This is a genomic window from Candidatus Accumulibacter sp. ACC005 (genome assembly GCF_907163215.1).
Classification (GTDB): domain Bacteria; phylum Pseudomonadota; class Gammaproteobacteria; order Burkholderiales; family Rhodocyclaceae; genus Accumulibacter; species Accumulibacter regalis.
The window spans coordinates 314,947-330,227 of the sequence record NZ_CAJQUB010000006.1 but is presented as its reverse complement, the minus strand read 5'-3'; the positions used below and the strand labels follow the sequence as shown (position 1 = coordinate 330,227).

Sequence of the window (15,281 nt, the reverse complement as noted above, 5' to 3'; positions counted from 1 at the left end):
CGGCCGCGACAAGGCCTGCCTCGAGGTGCGCTGGAGCCGTTGCATTTCTTTTGGAGAAAACGATGAAAACATCAATGACAGTGCAGGAAGAGGCCGGCGAACCGCCGCTCGGCGGCAGAACAACGTGGCTGCCGGCGCTGCTCATCGGCGCCCTGATCGTCGCCGTGCCGGCGACGCTGAGCGCGCGTGATCGCGGATTCAATCAGCCCGGTGCAGCCGGCAACGTCGGGCACGATCCCGGAGTCAATCAGCCAGGAGCGGCCGGCAACGTCGGGCGGGACCCGGGCGTCAATCAGCCCGGGGCAGTGGGTAACGTCGGACGGGATCCGGGAGTCAACCAGCCCGGGGCCGTCGGCAATGCCGGGCGGGACCCCGGCGTCAATCAGCCAGGAGCTGCCGGCAACGTCGGGCGGGACCCGGGCGTCAACCACCCTGGTGCCGCCGGGAATCGGCGCGCGCGGCCTTATCGCTGAGACGGTGTTGTCCACTTCTGCCAAAATGTGCGGCAAGTGATTTCGTGGTGCCGATTATTGTTCGAAAAGGAGGCTTGAAAAATGAAAATGTCCTATCGCGTCGGGGGGCTGCTGGCGGCCATCGTCTGTCTGACCAACCCGGTATTTGCCAAGGACGCCGGCACGGCGGCGGCGAGCGCATCGACGAAGGAATCGACGAAGGATTCGGCGCAGGCCAGGGCGCTCGACAGCGCCATGACCCCGGGCGAGGGTCAGAAACGGCTCGCGGCGATGATTGGGACTTTCAACGTCGCCATCCGCACCTGGGTCGACCCGTCGCAGCCGCCGATCGAATCGTCGGCAACCAGTGTCGGCGCCTGGGTCCTCGGTGAGCGCTACGTGCAGATGATGCTTGCTGGCGACCTGCAGGGCCAGCCGTTCAACGGCATCGGCTATATCGGTTTCGACAACGTCGGCAAGCAGTACCAGTCCACGTGGATGGACAGCGGCAGCACCGGCATGACCTGGTACAAGGGCGGCTTCGACGCGAGCGGCAAGTCGGCGACGATGAAGGGCTCGGTCCCCGATGCTCTGACCGGTAAGCCGACGCCCGTCGAGTTGCGCGTGAAGATGAACGACGACGGTGGCCACGTCACGGAGCTCTGGGGCCATGGCCTGGGCAAGAAGATGTTCAAGATGATGGAATTGCGTTACACGCGCAGCAAGTAGTCGGGCCGACGGGAAAAGGAGAGAAGAAATGAAGCAAACGGGCAAGGGTATTTCACGGCGCAGCCTGCTGGGCGGTCTGGCGCTGCTGGTTTGTACGCAACCGGCCTGGGCGATCTTTGGCGTCTGGCGGCGCGCTGCCAGGCGGACGGTGATCGTTGCCGGCGCGGCGACCACGGCTGCGGTGGCCAGCGAAAGCGCGGCTGCTTCGCAGGAGGCAGCGGCCGCGGCGTCGGCGCAGGCGGCCGCCAATGCGTCCGCGGCATCGGCGCAGCAGGCGGCGGCGGCCGCCGATCAGGCCGCGGCGAACGCGAGCCAGACCAAGACGCCGCAGCAACGGCTCAAGGAACTGCAGTCGCTTTACGACCAGGGCCTGATCAGCGCCAGCGACTACGAGGCGGCGAAGAAGAAAATTCTCAACCAGCTGACGCAGTAAGGCCGGTGGCTGTGGCCGCTGCGCTGACGCGGCAGCTCGTCGATCGCGCCTGCAGGCGCGGGTGACGGCAGGTTCCACCTCATTCACTGCGCACGAAAGGAAAGAAGATGAAAGCAAGACGAAAATTCATGGCCGCCGCGGCCTTGGCCGCTGCGCTCCCGCTTGGCGCATTGCTCAATCCGGCGAGTGCGGCGGAGGACAAGGTTCAGTTGATGTTCGTGCAAAGCGCCGACAGCCTGAAAGCGGATGGCAAGACGCTGCGCCTGGTCAACGTCTCGCCACAGACGATCTACTTCTCGGATCGCCCGGTGCGCGTCGCCGGGCACATCACCCTGCCGGCGTATCTCGAAGAGTGGACTGCAGCCGCCGGGCCGAACAATTTCAGCAAGGATCCGCCGAACGCCACGCTGTCCGTCTACGAACCGGGGCAGGCGGCCAACACGCTGACCGTGATCGAGATCAGCAAGCCGGTCGTCGAAGGCAAGGACCTGGTGTACAGTTACAAGCTGATCGAAGGAAAGATGCCGACTGCAGGTGGCCCGACTTCCCTGTTCATCGACTGGATCGGTCCCGGCGGCGGTGTGGGCGTCGGCTTCCACGGCGTCGGTGTCGGGCGTCGTGGAGTCGGCTGGCGGTAGGCGCCTGGCGAGCCCGGGCATGCCGCCTGGGAGTGACCAGCAATCGGCACCAGCTGGCGTCCCGGCGACATTGACGACTATTCAACGAGGGATGGTGAGATGACGAAGTGGCAAGTTTCGATGGCTGAATGCTGCCGTACCGCGGCGAAGGTGGCGGTCTGCGCTGGCGCCCTGGCAGCCGGGCAGGCGAGCGCCGGTGGACTGCTCGCCTACGAGGTGGGAACCGCCGACGTCGGCCTCGCTTCGGCGGGTTATGGCGCGCGTGCGCAGGACGCTTCAACGGTGCTCACCAATCCAGCCGGCATGACGCGGCTGGAGGGGACGCAATTCCTGGCGGCGGGGCAGCTGCTCTGGGGCAACACCAAGTTCTCGGCTGGATCGGGGACCGATTTCCGTGGGCTGGGCAGCGACAATGGTGGCTATGCGGTCGGTTCGAACGGCTGGTTCCCGGGCGGTGGCGGCTTCCTGAGCTACAGTGTCTCGCCCGATCTCAAGCTCGGTTTCGCGGCGACCGGCAATTTTGGTGCTCCCCTGAGCTACGACAACGACTGGGTCGGGCGCTACTACGTGCAGGACACGACGCTGCTCGGAATCTCCTTGTTGCCGTCGATCGCCTATAAGGTGAACAACCAGCTCTCGCTCGGTGCGAGCGTCAATGCCATGTACGGGATTTACAGCACGCAGGTGGCGATCAACAACGTCGCGCCGGGCTTCGGCGACGGTCGACTGAAGATCGACGACAATACCTGGGGCTGGGGACTCAATCTGGGCCTGCTCTACGAGATCGACCCGGGCACGCGCCTGGGGCTGACCTGGAATTCGCAGATCGATCTGGACTTCAAGTCCTCGGCCAAGTTCTCGAATCTCGCTCCCGTGCTGAACACCGTGCTGCGCAACCGTGGCACGCTCGACGCGGACATCAAGGTCGGGATCAATGTCCCGCAGCAGGCGATGGCCAGTATCTTCACGCAGGTGAATGATCGCTGGGCCTTGCTGGGCAGCGTTGGCTGGCAGCAGTGGTCGAAATTCGGACAGGTGCAGTTGGGTATCGAAGACACCGCCAATCCCGTCAGCGTGACGCAGAACCTGAAGTTCAAGGACACCTGGCACGTCGCGCTGGGCGCCCAGCACCGCATCAGCGAACCCTGGCTGCTCAACTTCGGCGTCGCCTACGACTCCGCGATGCAATCCGGCGACGTCTCGCCACTGCTGCCGGTCAACTCGGCCTGGCGTTTCGGTGTCGGCGGCGAGCAGCAGCTGAGCAAGTCTGCCTCCTGGGGAATCGCCGGAGAGTACCTCTACGGTGGCACGCTCGACACCAAGTTGCACAGCACGGTGCCAGCGGGGGTTGGCGGGCGCGGCGATGTCGTCGGCTCCTACGAAAATACCGGCGTGATCTACGTTGCCGCCTACTACAACTGGAAGTTCTAGCGGATGCCGGGACACGGGACGGCGCTGAACGCGCCGCAAATTTCTCGCGCCCGCGCCGTTCGGGCCGATGACTGATCCGCTTGGCGCTGCGCCGGGCGCTTCCTCGCAGCCGCTGATGGCCTGCCAGGAATGTGACCTGCTGCAGCGCATTCCGCCACTCCCGATTCGCGGTGAGGCGCATTGCGCGCGCTGTGGGCACTCGCTCGCCGCGCGGCCTTCCGATCCGCTGCAGATTCCCCTGGCGTTGACGATCACCGCGGCGATCGTCTTCGTCGTCGCCATCACCACTTCGCTGCTCGGGCTGTCGGCGGTCGGCCGGCACGCGAGCACGACGATCATCGGCGGTGCCTGGCAGCTGTGGCAGGAGGGCGAGACGATCACCGCGGCCATTGTCATGTTCTGCGCCGTCATCGCGCCGGGGTTTTTCATTGTCCTGATGCTCACCGTGCTGCTGCTGGCGAAGCGGGCGCCGGTTCCGCACTGGGGCGGGGAAGTGCTGCGCTGGTGTCTGCACATGCAGCCGTGGTCGATGTACGACGTCATGTCGCTGGGGATTCTGGTGGCGCTGATCAAGGTTGCCCAGCTGGCCAGCGTTGACGCCGGCATTGCGCTCTACGCGATGGGTGTTCTGGCGGTCCTCCTGCCGGCAATCATGGTCAGCTTCGACGCTCGCGAGATCTGGAAGCTGGTGCCCTGCGAGAACAAGGCCACGGCCTCGGCGCGTGCTGTCGAGGAGGCGGATTTTCTCGCCAGCGGGCGATGAGCGCGCTCAAGCCAGTGCGGGCAATCACCGCTGCGCAGTGCGGCCTGATCTCCTGCGAGACGTGCAAACTTCTCGCGCGGCCAGCACACCCCGAAGATCCCGGGCACTGTCCGCGTTGCGGCGGGGAACTCGAGTTTCGCCGCCGTCGTTCGCTGCAACGCACCTGGGCGCTGGTTATCGCCGCGGCGGTCTGCTATATACCGGCCAACATGCTGCCGATGATGGCCACCACGACCTTCGCCTCATCGCATGCCGATACCATCATGGGTGGGGTGGTATACCTTTTTGCCTCGGGGTCGTGGCCGCTGGCCCTGATCGTCCTGGTGGCCAGCGTGATGGTGCCGCTCGGCAAGTTGATCGCGCTGATCTACCTGCTGCTCAGCGTGCAGCGTGGCATGCCCGGTGCGTGCCACCAGCGTGCGCGCCTTTACCGAATGGTCGAGCTGATCGGCCGCTGGTCGATGCTCGATGTCTTCGTCGTCACCTTCATCGTCGCGCTGGTGCAACTGCAACCACTGATGGCCGTGCAGCCGGGACCGGCGGTGCTGTTTTTCGCGGTGGTGGTGGTGCTGACGATGATCGCGGCCGAGACCTTTGATCCCCGATTGATCTGGGATTCGGCCGCTAATCTGGAGAATGAAGATGACTGACCGCAACGACCACGATGCGTTGCCGCAGGCCAGCGTCGTACGCAAGAAACGGACAAGAATCTCCGTGGTGTGGATCATCCCCATTCTGGCGGCGGTCGTCGCCGTGGGCATCGCCATCCAGCAGTACCTCAGCGAAGGGCCGACGATCAGCATCGTCTTCAAGACTGCGGTAGGTATCGAAGCCGGCAAGACCTTCATCAAGTACAAGGACGTGAACATCGGCCAGGTGACCGCGGTGCAACTCGCCGACGACTACTCGCGGGTCATGGTCACCGCAAAAATCGCCAAGAGCGCGGCTGGCCTGATGGTCGAGGACGCCAAGTTCTGGGTCGTCGAGCCGCGCGTAAGCTTGAGCGGTGTGTCCGGCCTTGGCACCCTGCTCTCGGGAAACTATATCGCTTTCGAAGCCGGCAAGTCGGGTAGCTCCGAGCGCAGCTTTACCGGACTTGCCGTGGCGCCGATCATTACCCGGGATCAACTCGGGCGCCCGTTCGTCCTCAAGGCGCCGCACCTTGGCTCGCTGGGAATCGGTTCGCCGGTCTACTATCGTCGTTTACAGGCCGGGCAGGTCGTCGGCTACAACCTGTCGGACGACGGCAACGCCGTCGAGATCAAGGTCTTCGTGAATGCGCCCTACGACAAATACGTCAGCCCGGGGACGCGCTTCTGGAACGCGAGCGGTCTGGACGTCTCGATCGGTGCCGGCGGAGTGGACGTGCGGACGCAGTCGATGGCGGCACTGATCGCGGGCGGTGTGGCCTTCGAAACGCCGCATTTTGCACCCCAGGCCGAACCGGCCGCGGCCCATACCGAGTTCACGCTCTACGGCGATCAGCTCGCCGCGATGGCGCAGGCGGAATCGGTCGCCACGCGTTACGTCCTCTATTTCAAGGAATCGCTGCGCGGTCTGTCGGTCGGCGCGCCGGTCACCCTTCTTGGCCTCGAAGGGGGCTCGGTGACCGACGTCGGTCTCGACCTCGATCCGAAGACGCTGGAACTTCGCGGTCGCGTCGAAGTGGTGGCCTATCCCGAGCGTCTCATCGCCAGTCTGAGCGCAGCGCAGAAGGTCGCCAACGAGGCGGTTGCCACGGACGGGAGCAGGCGACAGGAGCTGATTCGGCGGATGATCGAGGAGCGCGGCCTGCGCGCCCAGCTGCGCAGTGGCAGCCTGCTTACCGGACAGCTCTACGTGGCTTTCGAGTACTTTCCGAAAGCGGCCAGGGTGAAGGTCAACTGGCGCGGCGATCCGGTCGAACTGCCGGTGGCGCCGAGCACCCTGCCGCACCTTGAGCAGAGAGTCACCAGCATCATGGCCAAGATCGACGCCATGCCGCTGGAAGCGATCGGCGACGAACTCAGGCAGTCGATGGTGGCGCTCAAGCGCCTGCTCAAGGACACCGATCGGGCGGTCAGACGCATCGACGCCGATGTCACGCCAGAGTTGAAGAAGGCGCTCGAGGACTTCCGCCGGGCGACCGTTTCCGCCGACCAGATGATCCGGGATACCGATGCCACCCTTCTTGGCCCGGACGCGCCGGGTCAGCAGGACCTGCGCGAAGCGCTGCGTGAAGTGGCCCGCGCGGCGCGCTCGCTGCGCGTGCTGACCGATTATCTCGAACGCCATCCCGAAGCGTTGGTTCGTGGCAAGAACTGAGATCGAGGAGCAAAGCTGATGCCTGATCTGAAAACTCTGTTACCGGCTGGCGTTCTGCTTGCCGCCATGCTTGGCGCCTGCGCGTCACCGCCCGCCCGCTTCTACGCCTTGAGCGGCTCGGTCGCGCCGCTCGAGGAGGCCGCCGCGAGCCGTTCCGGAATTGCGGTGGCCGTCGGCCCGGTCTCGGTGCCGGCGTTGGTCGATCGTCCGCAGATCGTCGTCAGCACCAGTGCCAACCAGGTCCAGTTCGACGAATTCAACCGCTGGGCGGCGCCACTCGGCGAAGATATTGCGCGCGTGATCGCCAAGAACCTGGCGCAGGCGTTGCCTGCGGCGCGCGTCTGGCCGTACGCGCAGGGTACGCGCTCGACCCCCGACTACCAGGTGCGCATCGATATCCAGCAATTCGTCTCCACCCTCGGCGACGGCGTGCTCATCGAAGCGCTGTGGTCGGTCCGCCGCGTCGCCGGAGGTGCTCCGGAGAACGGCCGCTCGCTGGTTCGCGAGGCGACTGCGGGCAAGGACGTCGAGGCCCTGGTTGCGGCACACAGCCGAGCGTTGGCGCAGGTCAGCAGGGATATAGCCTCAGCTCTAGAATCCCCATGACCGAGCCTTGCCTGGCTCGACGCGGCGCGTCTGAGCGCCGCTTCGGGGAGAGCATCAAGCGCCTGGCATTTGCCGTGTCGTTCCGCTTCTTCCTCGCCTTGCTGCTCGCCCTGCCGGTGCGGGCAGAAGTCGCCCCGCAGCCCGATCTGACGCGCGCCATCGTCGCGGAGAACGCTCGCCTGGTTCGTGAGATTGCCGCCGGGACGGCTGCACTCGAGCAGGCGCGCAGTGACCTCAGACAGCTGCGCAGTCGTCGGAGCGAACTCGACCAACGCATGCAACGCATCGAGCGGCACGCGCAGGTGAACGCCTTGGGCCAGCTGTTTGCGCAGGCGGTTATCGAGCAACTGAGCCGCCTGCCCAGCAGCGAGGGTTTCGAAAACGACCGTCGCCAACGCCTCGACCGGCTGGAGGCGGCGAGCGACGCCACTCTGCGTGCCGAGCGTGCGCTGGACGAACTCGCGGACATGGAAACGGCCACCGTGATGCGCTTTGCGGCGTCGAAGCCGCCGCTCCCCGATGCCCTGTGGCCTCAGTTCGAGGCGGCGGCGCGGCCGCTACTCGGTGAGCAGCGGACCCTGCTCACCGGTCTTGACGAGCAGCAGGGGCAGTTGTTGCAAGCGCTGCAGGCGAGCGACGCTGCTGCTCTCGAGCTGGCGCAGCGAACCCAGGCGGTGCGTGCGGAACTGACCCGGCTGTTGTTCTGGGTGCCCGCACGGCCAAGCCTGCAGACCGTCGGCGAATTCTCGCGTTCGTGGGCCTGGATGACGTCGCTCGCCAACTGGCGCGCCGCTGCTGTCTCGCTTGCCGAGGAGCTGGCGTCGCGGCCGTTCTGGCCCGTGCTGGCGCTGCTGCTGGCGGTCACTCTGTTGTTTGCCCGCGCCCGCCTGCAGGCGCAGTTGGTCGTGCTCGCGCCGGCGGATGCGAATTCCGATCGCTACTGGATCGGCTACACGGTGACCGCGCTGGCGATCACTCTTGCGCTGGCCCTTCCCGGTCCGCTGCTGATGTGGACGGCGGCGACGCTGCTGGCGGCGTCACTCGACGCGGAGCCGTTCGCATTGGCGCTCGGCGCTGCCCTGGCGGCAACCGGCAAGCTGCTTCTGGCGCTCTCTGCCCTGGCCTGGTTGCTCGACCGGCGTGGCGTCGCCGGCGGCCACTTCGGCTGGGACGAGTCCTTGCTCGGCTTCACCAGGCACGCGCTACGCCGCTTTTCGCTGCTCTTCGTACCGTTGTTGCTGGTGGTGACGCTGAACGGACTGGACCACGCGCCGTTCGCCAACCGTGAAAGCATCGGCCGGATGAGCTTCAGCTTTGCGATGCTCGTATTCGCCGCTTTCCTCGTGCGACTGCTGCGCCGTCGGAGTCCCCTGATTCAGCGCCTGTACGCGCGCGCGCCGCGCAGTTGGGCGGTTCGCCTGTACGCGCTGTGGTTTTCTGCTGCCGTCGCGGTACCGTTGGCAATTGCAGGCCTCAGCGCGGCGGGCTACTTTGTCGCCGCTGGCTATTTCTTTGGTCACACGCTGATGTCGCTGTTCCTGATCCTGGGTGCGGTGGCCCTCTATGGACTGATCGCCTTGTGGGTCCAGGTCGAGCGCCGCCGCCTGCGCCGTCATCAGGCACGGGAGGCATTGCGCCAGGCCCGGGAGGCGGCCGCGGAGACCGGCGAGGACGGCAGCGAGGTCGCCGAGCCGGCACCCGCACGGCTCGACATCGCGGCGATCAGCGAGCAAACACGCTCGCTGCTCGATCTGTTCATCACCCTGTTGCTGCTCGGCGGCATCTGGGAGGTGTGGAAGGGCGGCCTGCCGGCGCTGTCGGTGATCGGCGACTATGTCCTGTGGACCTACCATGCCACGGTGGACGGCACGGCGACGACGCTGCCGCTGACCGTCGGCAATCTGTTCATGGCCATCGTGGTCGGCGTGGTCACCGTGGTCGCCGTGCGCAATGTCGGTGCGCTGCTCGACATCGTGCTGCTGCAGCGCTTCGAGGTGCAGGCCGACGCCACCTACGCCATCAAGATCATCACCCGCTACGTGCTCGCTGCCGTCGGCATGGTCAGCGCCTTAAGCATCGTCGGCATCGGCTGGGCCGACGTTCACTGGCTGATTGCGGCCATGGGGGTCGGCCTTGGCTTCGGCCTGCAGGAGATCGTTGCCAATTTTGTCTCCGGCTTGATCGTCCTTGCCGAACGCCCGATCCGCATCGGTGACATCGTGACCGTTGGCGAGGTCACCGGGACCGTCGCGCGCATCCGTGCCCGCGCCACTGCCGTCGTCGACTTCGACGGCAAGGAAGTGATCATCCCGAACAAGGCGTTCATTACCGGGAGTGTCGTCAACTGGACGCTCTCCAACCAGACCACGCGGCTGTTGCTCAAGGTCGGCGTCGCCTACGGGAGCGACATTGCGCTCGTCCAGCGGGTGCTCCTGGAGGCGGTGAGGGCCAACGCCGACGTGCTTGCCGATCCGTCGCCGTCGGTCTTCTTCATGGGCTTTGGCGACAGCTCGCTGGACTTCGAAATTCGCGCTTTCGTCGGCTCGTTCGACAAGCGGCTGCGCGTGCAGCACGAATTGAACGTGGCCATGGAAGCCGTGCTCCGTGAGCAGGGCGTCGAGATTCCCTTCCCGCAACGCGATCTGCATGTACGCTCGGCGCCCGCGCTCGTCGGCCTGCAGGAAAGCGTCCAGGGTCAGGGCGACGGCTTGCCAACGGCTCCGGCGCAGGCGATGCCCTCCGCGTCGCCGAGTGCGTAGCGGTGCTGCTCGTGCCGTCGGCGCAGATACCTTGCTGGCCATGGCGACCGATGCGCGTGCGCGGACCGTCGCCATCCCGGCGACGATACCGCCCTCGACTCGGCCGAGCAATCTCCTCGATCCTCGTCGCCAGCGGGCTGTTGGTCGGCGTTTCCCGCGCGCGCGCGCAGGAAATGGAACCGCGCTCGTATTCCAACGCGCCGGTAGGCCTGAACTTTCTCGTCGCCGGCTACGGCGAGACGCGCGGGGGCCTGGCTTTCGACAGCTCGGTGCCGCTGACCAATCCGCAGCTGACGACGTCAAGTACGCTTCTCGCCTATGGGCGGGTACTCGATTTTCTCGGCCAGTCGGCCAAGCTCACGATCATCGTCCCCTACAGCGAGCTGAGCGGGAGTGCCGATTACGCAGGGGAAGCGATCCGTCGCGACGTCTCCGGTTTCGCCGACCCGGTGTTCAAGTTGTCGGTCAACCTTCACGGCGCGCCGGCGCTCTCGCTGCGCGAATTTGCCGCCTACGAGCAGGACCTGATCGTCGGCGCGAGCCTGCGCGTGTCGGCTCCGCTGGGTCAGTACGATGACCGCAAGGCGGTCAACCTCGGCGCCAACCGCTGGTCGTTCAAGCCCGAAGTGGGGATTTCGCAAGCGCTCGGGAGGTGGACGCTGGAGGGCACGGCGGCAGCCACCCTGTTCACCGACAATAAGGATTTCTTCAACGGCAACAGACGATCGCAGGATCCGCTCTATTCGCTGGAAGGGCACGTCATCTACAGCTTCGCTGCCGGCATCTGGGGCTCGCTCGACGCCAATTATTTTACCGGTGGCCGGACGACGCTTGACGGCACGCAGGGCAGCGACCTGCAGCAGAACTGGCGCTTTGGTGCGACACTCGCTTTCCCGATGACGATTCACCACTCGATCAAGCTCTACGGCAGCAGCGGCGTTTCGGCGCGCACCGGCAACAACTTCGACCTTCTGGGGATTGCCTGGCAGTATCGCTGGGGCGCCGGACTGTGACGCGCGGGGCGCTGGACCTGACCTTCGTCGTGCCCAGGCGCGGTGTTTTTTCGCCGCGCGCGCGCTGGCTGCCATCGGCCGCTGAACTCAAGGGGTGAGCAATGCGTAGCGATCATATCTTCGTTTTCCTTCTCGCCGCGGCGCTGCTCGTCGGCTGTGCCAACCGGCCGATCAACGAGCCGATTACCCGCGTCGATCCGCAGGCCGGCTATCGACCCCAGCTGCTGATTCCGAAGCGCCAGAACAATCAGCTATCGACCTTGTTCGTGCTCTCGTTTTCCGGCGGCGGTACACGTGCGGCGGCGTTCTCCTACGGTGTGCTCGAGGAACTGCGTCGTACCGAGGTGACGGTCGACGGTCAGCGCCGTCGCCTGATCGACGAAGTGGATGTCATCACCGGCGTTTCGGGGGGCAGCTTCACGGCACTCTCGTATGCCCTGTATGGCGACCGGCTGTTCTCCGAGTACGAAGAGCGCTTCCTCAAGCGCGACGTGCAGGGGGCGCTGATCGCGCGTGGGCTGAATCCCGTCAACTGGTGGAAGTTTGTCGGCGGCAGCGCCGGGCGCTCGGAACTGGCGGCCGAGTACTACGACGAAATTCTCTTCGAAGGCGCCACCTTTGGCGATCTTCTCGACAAGCAGGGGCCGGTCGCCCTGGCCACCGGCACCGACCTTTCGAGTGGCTCGCGCCTGGCCTTCTTCCAGAATGATTTCGATCTGCTGTGCTCCGATCTGAGCAAGGTACGGCTGTCGCGTGCGGCGGCCACTTCGTCGGCCGTGCCGGTGGTGCTCTCGCCTGTGACCTTCAACAACTATGGCGGTACCTGTGGCTTCGAGTACCCCCTCTGGGTGCGCGATGTCGCCAATCCCGAGACCCGGGCTCGCCCGTCGGCACGCGCGGTGCAGCGCTATCGGGAAATGGAGAGTTTCCAGAACAGCAAGGATCGTCCCTTCATTCACCTGGTCGATGGCGGCGTTGCCGACAACATCGGCGTACGCGGGGTCCTGGAATTTCTCGAGGAGCAGGCGGCGAGCGCCGCTTTCCGCGGCGAGATTGGTTTCGGCCGCATCCGCCGGATCGTTCTGCTCGTCGTCAATTCCCAGTCCTCGCCGACCACGCACTGGGATCGCAGCGAGGAAGCGCCGGGGATGGCCGTCCAACTCCTGCAGTCCACCAGCGTGCCCATCGATCATTACTCGTTCGAAACGATCGAGACGATGAAGGATCGTGCCGCGATCATGGGCTGGCAGCGTCAGCTGCACGTCGCCCGCGCGCGCCTCGCCGGGGCGAGCGAAGCCGAGGCCGAGGCGAGTCTGCCGGAGCTGACCCTGGAAGTGATCGACGTCAGCTTCGCGGCGATCCGTGACCCCGACGACAAGCGCTACTTCATGAATCTGCCGACCAGCTTCTATCTCCCGGCAGAGGATATCGACCGCCTGCGCGACGTTGCCGGGGAGCTGATGCGTCAGTCGCCCGAGTACCAGTCGGTAGTGCGCGAAATGGGTGGCGGCGTAGCGGCGAAGCAAGGAGGCGCAGGCGGCGCTGCGCACTGAGTCGCCAGAGTACGGAGGCGCGGGCCACACAAGCCGTGCGGCGGCTGGCCGCTGCTGCCCCGAGTGAGTTATTCTTCATCATCCGCGACGGCGGCAAGCGCCGTAAGCGTCAGCAGGAAAGTACAGGCAAGCATGAGCAAGATCGATCAGTTGCGCATCAGTGGTCAACTTCCCAGCCCGAAGGGCGTGGCCCTGGCGGTCATGGAGATCAGTCGGCGCGACGATGCCACTCTGGAAGAGGTGGCCAAGGTCGTCCAGAGCGATCCAGCCCTGTCGAGTCGCCTGCTGCGCCTGGCCAATGCCGCGGCCAGCGGCGGCCGGCCGGTGGCGTCGATCAGGGAGGCGGTGATGCAGCTGGGAATGGCCACCGTGCGCCAGCTGGCGATGGGCTTTTCCCTGGTCGATCAGTATCTGCATGGCGCCTGCCCGGCCTTCGACTATCCGGGCTTCTGGTCGCATTCCCTGTTCATGGCCGTGGCCAGCCAGGAACTGGGCAGGCTGTTGCGCGCGGCGCCACCCGAGGAACTGTTTGCCTGCGGTCTCATGGCGCAGATCGGTTGTCTGGCTCTGGCCACCGTCTACCCCGCCGATTATGGTGCCGTGCTCGCCGAGCAGAGGGCAGGGCAGGCGCTTCTCGAACTGGAGCGCCAGCGTCTGGGCGTCGATCACACTGAATTCACGGCCGGTATCATGGCCGATTGCGGCATCCCAAAGACTCTGGCCGAACCCGTTTGCTATCACGAGTTTCCACTCGATTCGGGTTTTTCCGAAGGTTCGCGGCCTTACCAACTGGTCCATCTGCTCTTCCAGGCCCGGCGCATGGCCGATCTCGGCCGCTCGCCGGCGGCCGAGCGGCAGACCAGCATCTCCGAACTGATGCTGCTCGGTGGCAAGATCGGGCTCGATGCGACTGACCTGGGAGAGGTCTTCGACCGGGTCGTCGGCCAATGGCACTCCTGGGCCGAGCTTCTCAAGGTGCCCGCCGGTCAACTGCCGTCGTTCAGCGCCATGAGCACCGCGCCGGTTCCGCGCCCCGAGGAAGAGGCCGACGAGGCGCGCACGCGCAAGGTCGTTCTGCTGGTTGATGATGACCCGACCGGACGCCTGGTCACCCAGGGTCTGCTGTCGCACATGCCCGGTTGTACGGTCCACACCGCAGAGAACGGCAAGGAAGCGCTGGCCCTGGCGCTGGAGGTGATGCCGCAGATCGTCATCACCGACTGGCGCATGCCGGTGATGGATGGGCTCGAGTTCTGCCGCGCACTGCGTGCGACCGGCTGGGGCCAGTCGATGTATGTGGTCATGCTCACCGGCGAGGAAGACGACGCGAAGATCATCGAGGCCTTCGAGGCCGGGGTCGACGATTACCTGACCAAGCCGGTGCATGTGCGCGCCTTGAGTGCGCGCATGCGGGCGGCACTGCACTACGTGAAATTGCTCGAGGCCTGGGAGAACGACAGAGCGCAACTCAAGCAGTTTGCCGCCGAATTGGCGATCAGCAACCGCCGCCTCGAACATACCGCAATGACCGATATGCTCACCGAGTTACCCAACCGGCGCGCGGGCATGGAGGCGCTCGCCCGCTTCTGGAGCGCCTCCCGGCGTACCGGTCGCGCGGTGGCGGCGCTGATGATCGACGTCGACCATTTCAAGTCGATCAACGACCGCTACGGTCACGCGGTCGGCGATCGCGTATTGCAGTGCGTGGCCAAGGCCATCCAGAGCGCCGCCCGCAAGGACGATAGCGTCAGCCGGATCGGCGGCGAGGAGTTCCTGCTCGTCTGTCACGACGCCGACGCGCGCACGGCCCTGCTCGCTGCCGAGCGTCTGCGCAGGACGATCAAGGCTCTGCGCATCAGCGTCGCCGACGTGGACATCCACACCTCGGTGAGCATCGGAGTGGCGAGCATCGAAGACGGCATGCAAAAGGAAGATGACATGCTCAACGCTGCGGACAAGGCGCTTTACGCGGCCAAGAGCGCGGGCCGGGACCGTGTCGCCCTCTTTGCCAACGGCAAGTCCCTCTGTCGCTGAGCGAGAGGCGGTTCTGCGCGTTGCGTTTTGGCCGCCGCCCGCTTACAACAGCGACTTGCCCTGATCGAGAACCTTATCGCAGATCTGCTTGGTGACCTGCTTCTTCATGCCGCCGCCGCTCAGGTCCAGGGTGCTGCCGTCGCCACTGCTGAGAATGCCATTCTTGCCGCTCTTGTAGCCACCGTCGGATGAGGACGAGCCGCCCGGCAGTTTGCTGGTCAGGGAATCCTTGACCGCAGCGGCCTTGTCGCCGCCGAGATAATTGTTCTTGATGCAGAACTCGAGCAGACCGGCGACGTTGCTGGCGCTGCCCGAGGTGACTGACTGCCCCGACAGCGCGCCGCCCAGATCACCGAGGCCGCTGACTCCGCTGACTCCGCCGAGTCCTCCGACTCCGCCGGTTGCCCCGGATGCGCTGCTGCCGCCCTGTTTGAGCAGGTCGCCAAGCTGTGCCTGCGCGGCATGGAAAGGCAGGAAAGCGGCGATCAGGACCGCGATGGCTGTGCTGCGGCGGTTGCGTGCGTTCATGGGTGGGCCTCTCAATTCGCGGGTTGTGGAAGCGTGTA

14 protein-coding genes are annotated in these 15,281 nt (G+C 65.5%); 13 read left to right on the top strand and 1 reads right to left on the bottom strand.

Annotated features, from left to right (window positions below; all coding sequences use genetic code 11):
* Window positions 1-62: 62 nt before the first annotated feature.
* The 13 genes from QZ613_RS08610 (at window position 63) to QZ613_RS08550 (ending at window position 14,715) form a co-directional block, all read left to right on the top strand.
* The gene (locus QZ613_RS08610; protein WP_291903876.1) at window positions 63-473 is read left to right on the top strand and encodes a hypothetical protein; all 411 of its coding nucleotides are present in this window, start codon (window positions 63-65) and stop codon (window positions 471-473) included.
* An 81-nt stretch (window positions 474-554) separates the two neighbouring features.
* Complete coding sequence (locus QZ613_RS08605; RefSeq protein WP_291864196.1) at window positions 555-1,181, top strand: DUF1579 family protein; 627 nt, start codon at window positions 555-557, stop codon at window positions 1,179-1,181.
* A gap of 28 nt (window positions 1,182-1,209) precedes the next feature.
* Window positions 1,210-1,614, top strand: coding sequence for an SHOCT domain-containing protein (locus QZ613_RS08600; RefSeq protein ID WP_291864199.1), 405 nt, complete (start codon window positions 1,210-1,212; stop codon window positions 1,612-1,614).
* A gap of 128 nt (window positions 1,615-1,742) precedes the next feature.
* Window positions 1,743-2,252 carry a hypothetical protein gene (locus QZ613_RS08595; RefSeq protein WP_291864231.1) on the top strand — a complete coding sequence of 170 codons (510 nt, stop codon included), beginning with the start codon at window positions 1,743-1,745 and terminating at the stop codon, window positions 2,250-2,252.
* Window positions 2,253-2,351: 99 nt separating this feature from the next.
* On the top strand, window positions 2,352-3,683 hold the full coding sequence (locus QZ613_RS08590) for an outer membrane protein transport protein (RefSeq protein WP_291864202.1): 1,332 nt from the start codon (window positions 2,352-2,354) through the stop codon (window positions 3,681-3,683).
* A 67-nt stretch (window positions 3,684-3,750) separates the two neighbouring features.
* Window positions 3,751-4,446, top strand: a complete 696-nt coding sequence (locus QZ613_RS08585; protein ID WP_291864205.1) for a paraquat-inducible protein A — start codon at window positions 3,751-3,753, stop codon at window positions 4,444-4,446.
* Window positions 4,443-5,096, top strand: a complete 654-nt coding sequence (locus tag QZ613_RS08580) for a paraquat-inducible protein A (RefSeq protein WP_043567245.1) — start codon at window positions 4,443-4,445, stop codon at window positions 5,094-5,096. Before QZ613_RS08585 ends, QZ613_RS08580 begins: the two co-directional genes overlap by 4 nt.
* The gene (locus QZ613_RS08575; RefSeq protein ID WP_043567247.1) at window positions 5,089-6,750 is read left to right on the top strand and encodes an MlaD family protein; all 1,662 of its coding nucleotides are present in this window, start codon (window positions 5,089-5,091) and stop codon (window positions 6,748-6,750) included. The genes QZ613_RS08580 and QZ613_RS08575 overlap by 8 nt, the downstream gene beginning before the upstream one ends.
* Before the next feature lie 18 nt (window positions 6,751-6,768).
* Window positions 6,769-7,356 (top strand): PqiC family protein, encoded by a 588-nt coding sequence (locus tag QZ613_RS08570; protein WP_043567248.1) that lies wholly within the window; start codon window positions 6,769-6,771, stop codon window positions 7,354-7,356.
* Window positions 7,353-10,115: a mechanosensitive ion channel domain-containing protein gene (locus QZ613_RS08565; RefSeq protein ID WP_043567249.1), complete on the top strand. Its 2,763-nt coding sequence runs from the start codon at window positions 7,353-7,355 to the stop codon at window positions 10,113-10,115. Before QZ613_RS08570 ends, QZ613_RS08565 begins: the two co-directional genes overlap by 4 nt.
* A 173-nt stretch (window positions 10,116-10,288) precedes the next feature.
* Window positions 10,289-11,128, top strand: coding sequence for a transporter (locus QZ613_RS08560; RefSeq protein ID WP_291864218.1), 840 nt, complete (start codon window positions 10,289-10,291; stop codon window positions 11,126-11,128).
* A 101-nt stretch (window positions 11,129-11,229) separates the two neighbouring features.
* The gene (locus QZ613_RS08555; protein ID WP_043567252.1) at window positions 11,230-12,681 is read left to right on the top strand and encodes a patatin-like phospholipase family protein; all 1,452 of its coding nucleotides are present in this window, start codon (window positions 11,230-11,232) and stop codon (window positions 12,679-12,681) included.
* Window positions 12,682-12,813: 132 nt separating this feature from the next.
* A complete protein-coding gene (locus tag QZ613_RS08550) occupies window positions 12,814-14,715 on the top strand; it encodes a diguanylate cyclase (protein WP_291903879.1) in 1,902 nt (633 codons plus the stop codon).
* A 42-nt stretch (window positions 14,716-14,757) separates the two neighbouring features.
* On the opposite strand, the gene QZ613_RS08545 is transcribed toward QZ613_RS08550, so the two are convergent.
* Window positions 14,758-15,243: a DUF2501 domain-containing protein gene (locus QZ613_RS08545; RefSeq protein WP_043567255.1), complete on the bottom strand. Its 486-nt coding sequence runs from the start codon at window positions 15,241-15,243 to the stop codon at window positions 14,758-14,760.
* Window positions 15,244-15,281 lie beyond the last annotated feature (38 nt).